This is a genomic window from Bacillus sp. 22-7, assembly GCF_010628845.1.
Classification (GTDB): domain Bacteria; phylum Bacillota; class Bacilli; order Bacillales; family Cytobacillaceae; genus Cytobacillus; species Cytobacillus firmus_B.
This window is the reverse complement of sequence record NZ_NJQY01000028.1, coordinates 22,940-35,192: the sequence shown is the minus strand read 5'-3', so window position 1 is coordinate 35,192 and position 12,253 is coordinate 22,940. Positions and strand designations below refer to the sequence as shown.

General features: G+C 42.3%; 12 protein-coding genes. All 12 read left to right on the top strand.

Going from position 1 to position 12,253, the window contains the following annotated elements:
- The first annotated feature begins 15 nt into the window (after nt 1-15).
- The 12 genes from CE058_RS19115 (at nt 16) to CE058_RS19060 (ending at nt 12,033) form a co-directional block, all read left to right on the top strand.
- Nucleotides 16-669: a phosphate propanoyltransferase gene (locus CE058_RS19115; protein WP_163144766.1), complete on the top strand. Its 654-nt coding sequence runs from the start codon at nt 16-18 to the stop codon at nt 667-669.
- Nucleotides 666-1,340 carry a hypothetical protein gene (locus CE058_RS19110; RefSeq protein WP_163144765.1) on the top strand — a complete coding sequence of 225 codons (675 nt, stop codon included), beginning with the start codon at nt 666-668 and terminating at the stop codon, nt 1,338-1,340. The genes CE058_RS19115 and CE058_RS19110 overlap by 4 nt, the downstream gene beginning before the upstream one ends.
- Nucleotides 1,322-1,594, top strand: coding sequence for a EutN/CcmL family microcompartment protein (locus CE058_RS19105; protein WP_048011258.1), 273 nt, complete (start codon nt 1,322-1,324; stop codon nt 1,592-1,594). Before CE058_RS19110 ends, CE058_RS19105 begins: the two co-directional genes overlap by 19 nt.
- Before the next feature lies 1 nt (nt 1,595).
- Nucleotides 1,596-1,982 (top strand): BMC domain-containing protein, encoded by a 387-nt coding sequence (locus tag CE058_RS19100; protein ID WP_048011257.1) that lies wholly within the window; start codon nt 1,596-1,598, stop codon nt 1,980-1,982.
- Between the two features lie 36 nt (nt 1,983-2,018).
- Nucleotides 2,019-2,969, top strand: coding sequence for a malate dehydrogenase (gene mdh, locus CE058_RS19095; RefSeq protein WP_163144764.1), 951 nt, complete (start codon nt 2,019-2,021; stop codon nt 2,967-2,969).
- A gap of 191 nt (nt 2,970-3,160) precedes the next feature.
- Nucleotides 3,161-3,352 (top strand): IDEAL domain-containing protein, encoded by a 192-nt coding sequence (locus CE058_RS19090; RefSeq protein ID WP_048011255.1) that lies wholly within the window; start codon nt 3,161-3,163, stop codon nt 3,350-3,352.
- Between the two features lie 588 nt (nt 3,353-3,940).
- The gene (locus CE058_RS19085; protein WP_048011254.1) at nt 3,941-5,107 is read left to right on the top strand and encodes a pyridoxal-phosphate-dependent aminotransferase family protein; all 1,167 of its coding nucleotides are present in this window, start codon (nt 3,941-3,943) and stop codon (nt 5,105-5,107) included.
- Nucleotides 5,108-5,137: 30 nt separating this feature from the next.
- Nucleotides 5,138-5,821, top strand: coding sequence for a hypothetical protein (locus tag CE058_RS19080; protein ID WP_048011253.1), 684 nt, complete (start codon nt 5,138-5,140; stop codon nt 5,819-5,821).
- Nucleotides 5,822-5,939: 118 nt separating this feature from the next.
- The gene (locus tag CE058_RS19075; RefSeq protein WP_048011252.1) at nt 5,940-7,838 is read left to right on the top strand and encodes a sigma-54-dependent Fis family transcriptional regulator; all 1,899 of its coding nucleotides are present in this window, start codon (nt 5,940-5,942) and stop codon (nt 7,836-7,838) included.
- Nucleotides 7,839-7,850: 12 nt separating this feature from the next.
- Nucleotides 7,851-9,287, top strand: a complete 1,437-nt coding sequence (locus CE058_RS19070; protein WP_163144763.1) for an FAD-binding oxidoreductase — start codon at nt 7,851-7,853, stop codon at nt 9,285-9,287.
- An 18-nt stretch (nt 9,288-9,305) separates the two neighbouring features.
- Nucleotides 9,306-10,661: a (Fe-S)-binding protein gene (locus tag CE058_RS19065; RefSeq protein ID WP_163144762.1), complete on the top strand. Its 1,356-nt coding sequence runs from the start codon at nt 9,306-9,308 to the stop codon at nt 10,659-10,661.
- 376 nt (nt 10,662-11,037) lie between these two features.
- Nucleotides 11,038-12,033, top strand: coding sequence for a tripartite tricarboxylate transporter substrate binding protein (locus CE058_RS19060; protein WP_048011249.1), 996 nt, complete (start codon nt 11,038-11,040; stop codon nt 12,031-12,033).
- Nucleotides 12,034-12,253 lie beyond the last annotated feature (220 nt).

Genomic DNA, 12,253 nt, shown 5'->3' with positions numbered 1-12,253 from the left:
TTAGGAGCATAAACCATGAACGAGCAAGCCATTCATTCGATTGTCGAGGAAATAGTCTTAAGACTTAAGGGGTCCTCAGTAAAAAAACATTCAATTCCAATGGCTGTCTCTGCCCGGCATTGTCACTTAAGTCAAAGTGATCTGGAAGTTCTTTTTGGAACAGGCTATCAGCTTACCAAAAAAGCTGAATTATCTCAGCCTGGCCAATTTGCTGCTAATGAAATCATTACAATCGCAGGACCTAGAGGAAGCATTGAAAAAGTGCGCATTCTAGGTCCTGCGCGCCATATAACCCAGGTAGAAGTCAGCCGTACAGATTCGATCAAGCTCGGGTTGAAGCCTCCGCTTCGCGATTCCGGGAATATAGAAGGTTCTTCTCCCGTTACTCTGATAGGGCCAAAGGGGAGCCTATACAAAAAAGAAGGTTTAATTATTGCACAGGCACACATTCATATGACTCCAGAAGATGCTAAAGCTTTCGGAGTGAAAAATGGGGAATGCGTCAAAGTTGAGGCAGCGGGAGAACGTCCAATATCCTTTGGAAATGTGTTAATTAGAATCTCTCCCCGGTACAGGCTTGAAATGCATATTGATACTGATGAAGCCAATGCAGGGCTGATTGCCGGGAAAACAGCCGGCAGGCTGGTAAGGCAAGAGGATAGCTTATGATTGACAGGCATATGATTGAACAAATTGTAGAAGAAGTTGTGAAAAATCTATTGGGTGCCACATCAGCTCCCAATCCTAAAATGAAGCATAATCTGCTGGCTGTAGGGGATTTGAATCGAATTGACCCAGCTTTATTAGAAGTGTTAGAAGCGAATTGGAATATCCTTCCCTATGACTCCAGTGAAAATCCCCAGCTGCATACTGTTATGAAAGTTATTTTTCTTGATGCTTCCCAGGATTTGTTTGTCAAAGGGGCATTGGGCATTTGTGATACACCGGAAAGCGAGCTTATCTCAGCCTGTATTATTGATTATGTCCCTGTTACCTTAATTCCGAAAACAAATCTCTATAAAATCCTCAATGGAGAGAAAAAAACAAACCGGGAGTATTTTTTAAGTTTAATGGAGTATAAAGAAAAGCTGTTAAAGTTCGGGGTTGAAATCAACAGTCTGGACGACTTTGCTGCGCCAAAGCCTTTCAGTTCAGATCAGCCAGACGTAAAGAAGCTGATAACTCAAAGAGATGTTCAAGAATGCAAAAAGAATGAAATCCTGGTAGATAAAGAGACCATTATAACACCTTTGGCACGTGATGCTGCACGCGAATTGGGAAAAAGCATTGTTGTAATGGATACAAAAGGGGCTGAAAGCACATGGAAATGGGAACGGTAATCGGCAATGTATGGGCCACAAGAAAAGAGGATAATTTAACTGGCCTGAAATTTTTGGTTGTCGAGCCTCATGGAATTTCAGCAGAAAAATCATTCGTTGCAGTTGATCGAATTGGCGCGGGAGTCGGTGATCAGGTTCTCGTTACACGTGGAAGTTCGGCTTCAAACATGTCCGGGGATTTCAAATTGCCAATTGATGCATTGATTATCGGAATCATTGATTCTGTTGACGTTGAAAAGAAAGAGGTGAAATAGTATGGCAAGAGCACTCGGCATGATTGAAACAAGAGGGCTGATTGGGTCCATTGAAGCAGCAGATGCCATGCTGAAAGCTGCCGATGTTACTTTAGTGAAACAGGAAAAAGTGGACGCTGCCTTAGTCACGGTTTTGGTTCAGGGGGATGTAAGTGCTGTTCAGGCTGCTGTGGATGCAGGAAAAGAAGCAGCAGCCAGAGTGGGGGAACTCGTGTCAGCACATGTTATACCTCATCCTGATGAAGAAATCAAGAAAGCTTTGTTGGATGACAGGAAACCAAAGGAAATGAGACAAGAGGCAGTTCCTGAACCACCCCCCGTAAAAAAGGGAGGAAGCAAAAAGAAACAGATACCAGCTGCGGAGCAAGATAACCGTGAAGATCAATAATGTACTCCAACTGGATGATGAAATGGAGGAACAGCGATGACTTTTAGGAGAAGAAAGATTGCCGTTATCGGGTCAGGCTTTACTGGTGCGACGGCAGCACTGATGCTCGCCCAAAAAGAATTGGGAGACATAATCTTAGTTGACATACCTTCACAGACAAACCCAACAAAAGGCAAGGCCCTTGATATGCTGGAAGCTGGACCGGTTCAGCGCTTTAATGCCAGCATAACCGGAACTTCAAGCTATGAAGACATTCAAGATGCAGATTTAGTTATGATTACAGCAGGAATGCCAAGAAAACCGGGAATGAGCCGGGATGATTTGGTTGCTGTAAATGAGAAGATAATGATTGAGGTTTCTCAAAATATAAAAACATACGCCCCGGCAAGCTATATTATTGTATTAAGCAATCCTGTTGATGCCATGACCTATGTTTGCTACAAAACGACCGGCTTTCCGAAAAATAGGGTAATCGGCCAATCAGGAGTTTTGGATACAGCCCGATTCAATACGTTTGTGGCGCAAGAGCTGGGAGTTTCGATTGAAGATATTTCAGGTTTTGTCCTGGGTGGTCATGGAGATGACATGGTTCCTCTCGTTAGATATTCATATGCTGGCGGTATTCCTCTGGAGAAAATTCTCCCTGCAGACCGAATCGAAGCGATTGTGGAAAGAACCAGAAAAGGCGGAGGAGAAATTGTAAATCTGCTTGGCCAGGGAAGTGCCTATTATGCTCCTGCAGCTTCAATGGTTGAGATGGCTGAAGCGATCCTGAAAGATAAAAAACGAATCCTGCCATCAATTGCCTACTTGGAAGGTGAGTATGGATACAATAACATCTACCTGGGAGTGCCAACAATTCTGGGCGGAAATGGAATAGAAAGTGTCATTGAAATTCCATTGATTGCCGATGAGAAGGAAGCACTCGATCAATCTGTTAAGTCTGTACAAAATGTAATGAGCATACTTGAAACGGCCAAAGGATAAGAGGGCTGACTTGTGAGGGAATAACCCTTCTCATGAGTCAGCTTTTTTGTATATTGTTTAAACGGTTTCAATATCGGGTACATTGTAGTTAACAAGCTTAGCAGCTGCTAACAAAATTTCCAGCAAATAATGATTTGAATAATCTGAAAATTTCTGTTACAATAGAAAAAAGGTCAAGGGGTTGATTGCAAATGGAAAAACGTCTACTTAACTCGCCGCAACAGTCTGAGGAAAACGTGTCATTGTTAGCAGAACAAGTCCTAAATCAAGCTCTTAAGGAATATCGAATTGAAAAGCTTCGCGAAAAAATTGATGAAGCTCTCACTAGCCGGAACCAAAAAGAATTCATGCGCCTTACGGATGAATTAAAAAAAATCTCTTAAGCAAAGCAAATAATACTTATGTTAAAAAGGCAGCCTGTTCGAAAGAACGGGGCTGTCTTTTGTTGTTTGAAAAATCATATGCTCGACTTGCAGCCAAAAACCAATTGGATCAAAACAAAATCGTTGTCATAGAAGCCTCATAATCCCGAAATCCAGAAAGCCAAAGAAAATAGTCGCCAATAAAGGCTTCATGAAGACCAAAATCCAGTGAAGTGGAAAGGAATTGTCCTCATAGAAGCTTCATAAAACCCAAAATCCAGGGCAGCCAAAGAAACCGTCGTCATAGAGGCTCCAAAAAGCCCAAAACCTCGGGCAAAAAAAGAAAATAGTCGTCATAAAAGGCTTCACAAAGCCAACAACCTCGAGCAGCCAAAAAAACCGCCTTCATAACTCCTAATCCCAATTCAACACCTTTCCGCTATCCGCCACAATCTGTTTCATCAATTTGTTCCATTTCGTTTCATAACGAAACACTGAAACACTCCCCAAACAACAAAACCTTTGTACAAAAGGCAATCAACCTTGGCACAAAAATTGCAAAATAATTCATTAGCAAGATATAAATCGAAACGATAAGGGGAGGAAACTATGTTTGAAGAAAAATTGGATTTAAGATTGCCGGGGCCAGTTCAGGTTCCAAAAGAAATACAGCGTGCCATGCTAAGGAGTTTCGATCATCCCATGATGGATTACCGGAATCCAGCCTTCCAGGATGTACTTCAGGAAACGACTGAAAAGTCTAAAATGATATTCCAGACTGAAAACCTGGTGATCCCACTTACCTCAAGCGGAGCATCCGCTCTTGAAACAGCTATTATTAATACGGTTGGTCCCAACGATACGATCATTCTTTGTGTAGTCGGCTATTTTGGTGAGTACCTTCAGGGAATTACAGACCATATCGGCTGCAAAACCGTCCGCGTCGATGCTGAATGGGGAAATATTGTCGATCCTGAAGATGTGAGAAAAGCATTGAAGGAAAATCCTGAGGCAAAAGCTGTTTTTGCGACACACTGTGAAACATCCACCTCTGCAATCAACAACATTCAAGAGATTGCAGCAGTTGTAAAAGAATCAGATGCCATATTCCTCGTTGATGCGGTCAGCTCGATTGTCGGCACGCCTCTATACATGGACGAATGGGGCATTGATATTGTGGCAACCGGAGGTCAGAAAGCATTAATGCTGCCGCCTGGCCTTGCGTTAATTACATTAAGTGAAAAAGCCTGGAACACTGTGAATAAGCATCAGTGCCCATCCTTTTACTTTGACCTTAAGCTCTATAAAAAAGGATTGGAATCAGGGGCCGGCACACCTTATACACCGAATATATCACTTGTTTGCGGGCTTCTTGAAGCCTGCAATATGATAGAAAAAAGCGGAGGAATAGAAGCTGAATACAAAAGGCATGCTGCACTTCGGGATATGACTAGAGCTGGAGTGCGGGCATTAGGTCTAGAATTGCTGGTGGATGATTCGGCAGCCAGCCCAACCCTGACAGCTGTAAAATTAAAAAATGCCGATGAATTCAGAAGGATGATGCGGGAAGAATTTCATATCGCATTGGGAGGCGGTCTCGGAAAGGTGAAGAATCAGATTCTGCGCCTGGGACATATGGGATATACAGATGCTGCTGACATGCTGAAAATGTTTGCTGCGATGGAGCTTGCTTTAAAGAAGACCGGATACGAAGTGGAACTAGGTGCTGGAGTTTCTGCGGCACAGCGGCATTGGCTCGAAAATCCGAACTGTTAAATTACTGGTTCAAAGGAGACGTGAGCCAGAGTGAATATTATTGAAAAGCGAATCGCCGAAGTGGCAAATCTTCCTTCAGTTTCTCCTGGAGATAAAATTGAATTGACACCGGATTGGAAACTCATCAGCGGGAAAAGTTCACATTCTGTCTTTAAAGCATATTGGAACCAAGGCTATGAAAAAGTGACAAATCCAGCCAAAACCTTCTTTTCAGTTACGGGAACAGAAGAGGAAACCACCCTTAAATTCTGTAAAGAAAAAGGCATCAAGTTAATAGATTGTGAGCCTGAAGATTATTTTCGAAAAGAAGGCTTCAAGCAGAATGGTACAGTACTTGCGGGGATTGACCAGCAAATTAAGTGCATGGGAGGAAACGGAGCCATCGCAATTGTGATTTCACCAGCTGCGATGGCGGATTGTCTGGCAACTTCATCATTTAGCCTGGTTATACCCGACACCATGTATATTGAAATTAACGGACCATTAAGTAAGCAATATACCGGGGAAACACTCTGCAGTTATCTGCTCGATTCATTTAATGACAGCTTAATAGGCAATGCAGTGATTTTAGGAGGAGTGGTTATAGATCAGTTAAATATTCAGGATCGAAAGAATCTATCATACTTTTTTCAGCTGTCCGGCGCTGCAGTTGGGTTAATCTCGGCAGAAGGGCCAATGGGCCAGGTTGAAAGCGCGATTAAAATAAAATTGTAACCAGGACCAAAAAAACTGATGATTATGAAAATTCACCGAAATTCTCTTGGCATTTGTTAAGATTAATTTAAAATAAAATTAAAATTGTCCAAGAGAAAAAGCTATATGAGGTGATGTGATGTCTGAAATTGCAATTCTGACTCCAATTGACGGGCTGATACAGGTTTCAAGGGAAGCCGCGAAAAAAACAGGAGAAGAAGTTACAGTAAAGAAAGTGAGTTTTCGGAATGCGGTCGAAGCGGCAAAGGAATTTGAAAAAAACGGTACAGAAGTAATCATTAGCAGAGGGACCTTGGGATTAAAGCTGTTAGAATCTGACATCAATTTACCTGTTGTACAGATTCCCATAACTGGATATGACTTGCTTCGAACAATCAAGGAAGCACAGAAGCTCGGAGAAAAAATTGGGATAGCAGACAACGAAGAAATCTTACAGGGAATCGAAACAATTGAATCTGTGCTGGGCTTATCGATTGAAAAGCACTGTGTATCAATGCCGGAGGAAGCTGAAGCAGCTGTGGAGTCACTCTGCAAAAAACAAATAGATGTGCTGATAGGCAAAAGCATTTTTACCAACAAAGTAAAAAAAGAAACGATTAGAACAGTCATATTAACGTCCGGTGTGGAATCGGTCATTCAGGCAATCAACGAGGCAAGAAGCCTAATCAATGTGAGGCGCTCAGAAATAAAAAGAACAAAGGAACTTCAGGCAATTCTTGATTTTATTGCAGATGGTGTGATAGCAGTGGATGAAAAAGGGGTGATCACAGTTTGCAATCCTTCCGTCTACAGCATACTAAACCTTCCCTATGATTCAGTAATCGGCAAGTCCATAGATGATATTCTCGTGCATTCGCGAATGAGCAAAGTTCTTTCGACTGGCAAGGAAGAGCTGAACCGCATCCAGGATGAAAATGGGGTGAAAGTAGTCGCAAACCGAATTCCCATTCGGCACGAGCAAAAGGTGCTTGGAGCAGTCTGTACATTTCAGGAGATTAATAGAATTCAGCAGCAGGAACAGGAGATCCGCAAAAAGCTGCTTCACCGAGGCCATGTAACGAAATATAGTTTACATAATATCGTCGGTGAGAGTGAAATGTACAAAAAAGCGATTCAAAAGGTGAAGAAGTACTCACAAGTGGATTCGACCATTCTCCTTACAGGGGAAACGGGTGTGGGAAAAGAGGTGTTTGCCCATTTGATCCACAGCTTCAGCAAGCGGTCGGAAGGGCCATTTGTTGCAGTGAACTGTGCAGCTATCCCTGAAAACTTACTGGAAAGCGAATTATTCGGGTATGTTGAAGGAGCCTTCACCGGGGCGAAAAAGGGCGGGAAAACGGGTTTGTTCGAATTAGCACACCAGGGGACCATTTTCCTGGATGAAATCGGCGAACTGGCTGAATCTCTTCAGGCTCAGCTTCTGAGGGTCCTTCAGGAGGGAGAGGTGATGCGGCTCGGAGATGAAAGGGTCATCCCTATTAATATACGTGTGATTGCTGCTTCAAACCGGGATTTCGAAAAGATGGTAGAAGAAGGGCGTTTCCGGGCCGATTTGTACTATCGCCTTAATATCCTTGATATTCCTATCCCGTCATTGCGTGAACGGATTGCTGATATACCGCTGTTATGCAATTTTTTTATAGAAGAACTGGAGCCTGGAATCCGGAGAAATATTAGAGGATTTACTGCTGATGCGATGAAAATCCTGCAAAACTATCATTGGCCAGGAAATATCCGTCAGCTCAGAAACATTGTTGAAAGAGCTATGATTCTTTCTCCCGATAAGGTGATTGATTCTGATACTGTTTTAGCTGCTGGGGGAAAAGACTTTCTAGGTATGCAAGAACTCAAGGCACATCATGAAAAAGATGATGAAGGTGATGAAACAAAGCTTTATCACCTTGAGAAAGAATATATTCTGAATGTGCTCAAACAGGTAAACGGCAATAAAACAGAAGCGGCAAAGATACTTGGGATCGGCAGGACGACCCTATGGCGAAAAATCAATAGTATGTGAGGAGGAGATAGAATGAATGAAACAAAGGCGCCCCCTCCGTTGGATGAAAACATCATATCTCAATTAAGGGATATCTTCGGAGAAGACCGGATTTTAACCAATAACACCGACATGATGACATATTCTTATGATGCTTCCTTTGAAACACAGATTAGTCCAAAACAGCCTCAAGTGGCTGTGATTGCCTTATCCACTGAAGAGGTAAGTTCATGTGTTAAGCTAGCCAATAAATACAGCATCCCTTTATATCCAAGAGGAGCAGCAACTGGCCAGACAGGTGGAGCGGTCCCGGTTAAAGGCGGCATCATGCTGGATTTATCAAAAATGAACCGAATCCTGGATATTGACCATCGGAATATGCAGGTCATTATAGAGCCAGGTGTAATCCAAAATGATCTAAATGAGGCTTTAAAACCTTATGGATTGAGGTTTCCGCCTGATCCTGGCAGCGCAAATATGTGCACAGTTGGAGGAATGGTATCGAACAATTCGAGCGGTCTAAGGGCAGTCAAATATGGAGTCACCCGCCATTATGTACTCGGCATGGAAGTTGTGCTCCCTACTGGTGAAGTAATTGTTACTGGCGGAGCTAAATCGAAAGCACTTAAGTCGGTTTCTGGCTATGATCTCGCTCATTTAATGATAGGATCTGAGGGAACCCTTGGTATTATCACCCGTCTTCGCCTGAAATTATTGCCTCTGCCAGTTACAAGAGGGATTGTTCTATGTTCATTTGAACGGCTGGAAGAAGCCGGTGAGGCTGTTAATGCAGTTTTCTCTTCAGGCCTGCAGCCATCTGCCATCGAAATTATGGACTTTAACTGTACAAAAGCTGTCAATATGATGAAGCCCGAGCTTAGTCTTCCGCTGGATAATGAAGCTATTCTCGTGTTTGAAGTGGATGGAGCCAAGGAGGAGGTTACCTCACAAGTTAACCGATTAAAAACTGTGGTTGAAAAGTATACAAATTATATAAAGTTTAGCGATGAACCGGAGGAATGCGAAAAGCTCTGGCAGGCCAGAAAGCTTGTTGGTGCTGCTGTTGGCCTATTAAAACCTGGCGGGTTCAGGGTATATGGCGGAGAAGATATATGTGTGCCAATTTCAAGGCTCCCGGAAACTTTGCGGGAAATTCATAATATTGCTGATCGATATGACATCATCTGCGGAATATATGGCCATGTGGGCGATGGGAATATGCACACAGGTCCAGTAGTTAATATGAATAATCAAATTGAAATGGAAAATGTGCAAAAAATGATCGACGATATCCATGAGCTTGCAATCAAAATGGAAGGAACAACGACAGCGGAACATGGAGTAGGAATTGTCAGGGCAAAGTATATGGATGTTGAACACGGACCCGCAATGGAAGTAATGAGGGCGATTAAACGGACTCTGGATCCAAACAATATATTGAATCCAGGCAAAATGGCACTGCCAAACTAGGATGGAGGTGACGAGTAGTTGAAACTTCTTACCGCGGAAGAATCTATGCGAACATGTGTGCGATGCGGAGCCTGCCGCAATGTATGCCCAACATTAAATATCACGGGAAGGGAAGCTGACGGCCCAAGGGGAAGAGTATTAATGGCAAGGAGTCTGCTTGAAGGAGATATTCCTGTAAACCAGGAGATTAAAGATCAGCTGGATCGATGCCTGCTTTGCTCTGCATGTGTGGATGCATGCCCTATAGATGTTCAGGTCCCGGATATTGTCATGCTCGCCAAGGAGCGAATAGCAGCAGCTGTTGAAACACCTGTGCAGGCTGCGCCGCCTGTTCAAACGGATATTAAAAAACAAGCCTATACGGCACGCACTTTTAAGGACTACTTTTTTGATCATATTCTCGCGAATCAAAAAAGGCTTAATTCGGTGGGCAATCTACTTTGGTTTTATCAAAAAAGCGGACTTCAATCCCTTACAAGGGGGCTGGGCATATTAAAATTTTTCCCTGAACAGATGAGTCAGATGGAACGAATTACACCTGCGATTTTGCCTCCTTCAAAGCGTAAATATCATCAGGAGTTTACACCAAGCGCATATGAAGTAAAGAAGGCCAAAGGACGTGTAGCCTTTTTCCATGGATGCATCATGGATGTTATGTTCAGAGAAACCAATGATAATTCTATTAAACTGCTGTCAAAGGCCGGGTTTGATGTTGTCACTCCCAGAGCTCAGATGTGCTGTGGAGCCCTGCATCATCATAGCGGGAAAAAAGACAAAACCATCGAATTGGCAAAGGCGAATATACTGGCTTTTGAAGAAGCAGCTGTGGACTATATTATTACAAATGCGGGCGGCTGCGGTGCTGCACTTGCTGAATATGCAGACTTGTTTCGTAATGATCCAGATTGGCTGGAACGGGCAAAAACCTTCTCCGCCAAAATAAAAGATATCAGTGAAATCATTTATGAAGAAGGTGAAATGCCTGCCGTGTCAGGAAGAGGAGAAAGAGTAACCTATCAGCCTTCCTGCCATCTGCAATATGTTATGAAAGTTAAGGATGCACCTGCGAAATTGGTTAAACAAATTCCGAACTCGGAATATGTAGAGCTTCCTGAGAAAAAATATTGCTGCGGTTCTGCCGGTATTTATAATTTATTGCAGCCGAAGCTTGCTAATGAAATATTGGATAAAAAAATGAAGAAAGTGAAAGAAACTGAATCAGCTGTGCTAATTACAGCCAATCCAGGATGCTATCTTCAAATGAAACTTGGTGTTTACCGGGAAGGCATGGAAGAAGAGATTGAAACAAAACATGTGGTTGACTACCTGATGGAATCCATTGAAAGGGCAGAAGCCGAAGCTGCAAATAAATAGTTTCAAAATGGAACGGGATAGATGTATACTTTGTTTCAAAAAAGAACTAAAAACAAATGAATGACAATTCAAAATGTAATGGTGTTCCAGACCAAATAAAACTATGTATGTCCGAGTTTCTTTGAAAAGGCTTACATTCACTTTGACTTAGAGAGAAAATTTCACAATTTTTCAGTGCATTTTTAGCCTTTCGGCACAAAAATTGCATCCTTGAAATATGAAACATGACACATACAGGGGGGTGACAATACTGCTGCAGCGGTGTAAGAGAATAGGAAGGGTTCCATAACCTATTTGTTGTGTGAAAGTGAATACTTACAAGCAGGATTAATTTTCAGAAATTTTAAAATTTTTCTTAATATGGGGGAAAATTAAGATGAAATTAAAGAGGTTTTCGTTTTTGTCTCTTGTAATTGCATTAGTATTCATTTTGCAGGCATGTAGTTCTTCACCTCAAGAAGCAAGCTCGGAAGAAAAGAAAAGCGGCAGTAATTATCCTGAAAGGCAAATTGAAATTGTTGTAGGATTTGGTGCAGGCGGAGGCAGTGATAATTTTGCAAGAGCCATAGCCAAAGAGCTTAAAGACATACTAGGCGTGAATATTAATGTTGTGAACATGCCTGGAGCATCTGGGATCAACTCTGCTGACCATGTAGCAAGACAGCCGGCTGATGGCTACACAATATGGTCTGCTACATCCAATCACCCGGTAAATATTGCGGCAGGTGCAGAAAAAAATGACTTGAGCAAATTAACTGCGGTTGGCAGGGTTCAAAATGACACTATGACGCTACAAGTAAAAAGCGACGGGAAGTTTAAAGACATCGAAGACTTAATTGCGCAGGCGAAAGAAAAGCCTGGAGAAATAACGATTGGCGGTACAGGTTCTGCAGGCTTTGATGAACTGGTGATCAAACAATTTGAAAAAGCAACTGGAACCAAATTCAATTATATCTCTTTTGAAGGTTCCGGGGAAATGACAGCAGCCCTTCTCGGTGGACATATTGATGTAATTGCAGAGGAGCCGGGACCTTCCATTGCCCAGCTGGAGAGCGGAGATATCAAGATGCTTATTGCATTTACCGAAGAAAAGATGGAAGGTTTTGAAGATGTTCCAATTTCAACTGAGATGGGAATCGATGTAACGGATGGACAGGGAAGGGGATTCATGGTTCATGCGGATACGCCTCCTGAAATAATAGAGGTGCTGGAAAATGCGCTTAAAGAGGCAAAAGACCAGGCAGGTTATAAAGAATATGAAAAAGCAAGTTACTTGCATCTGCGTGATGGCTGGTTAAATGCGGAGGACTATAATGCTGAATTTGAAAATCTGATTGATACTTACGGTACTCTTTTAAAAGATATGAAGTAATCATAAAAGCAGAAAGGCAGGAAATTTTGCCTTTCTGTCTATTTTTATTGGAAGTTACATGCTTAGGCTGAACGGCATTGTGTCGAATTTTGACTAGTTTTACATAACTGTGAAAAATTTATTTAAAATATTGACACTTTTCAGAATATTAATTATTATCAACATAGACGCTGTATACTGGATACAGCATTCAGCATTCAACCCCGTTGTGATATTTACG

Bases quoted from the DNA above. Each gene is read 5' to 3' on its own strand.
- CE058_RS19115 (WP_163144766.1), top strand. From the start codon at position 16: ATGAACGAGCAAGCCATTCATTCGATTGTCGAGGAAATAGTCTTAAGA.
- CE058_RS19110 (WP_163144765.1), top strand. From the start codon at position 666: ATGATTGACAGGCATATGATTGAACAAATTGTAGAAGAAGTTGTGAAA.
- CE058_RS19105 (WP_048011258.1), top strand. From the start codon at position 1,322: ATGGAAATGGGAACGGTAATCGGCAATGTATGGGCCACAAGAAAAGAG.
- CE058_RS19100 (WP_048011257.1), top strand. From the start codon at position 1,596: ATGGCAAGAGCACTCGGCATGATTGAAACAAGAGGGCTGATTGGGTCC.
- mdh (WP_163144764.1), top strand. From the start codon at position 2,019: ATGACTTTTAGGAGAAGAAAGATTGCCGTTATCGGGTCAGGCTTTACT.
- CE058_RS19090 (WP_048011255.1), top strand. From the start codon at position 3,161: ATGGAAAAACGTCTACTTAACTCGCCGCAACAGTCTGAGGAAAACGTG.
- CE058_RS19085 (WP_048011254.1), top strand. From the start codon at position 3,941: ATGTTTGAAGAAAAATTGGATTTAAGATTGCCGGGGCCAGTTCAGGTT.
- CE058_RS19075 (WP_048011252.1), top strand. From the start codon at position 5,940: ATGTCTGAAATTGCAATTCTGACTCCAATTGACGGGCTGATACAGGTT.
- CE058_RS19070 (WP_163144763.1), top strand. From the start codon at position 7,851: ATGAATGAAACAAAGGCGCCCCCTCCGTTGGATGAAAACATCATATCT.
- CE058_RS19060 (WP_048011249.1), top strand. From the start codon at position 11,038: ATGAAATTAAAGAGGTTTTCGTTTTTGTCTCTTGTAATTGCATTAGTA.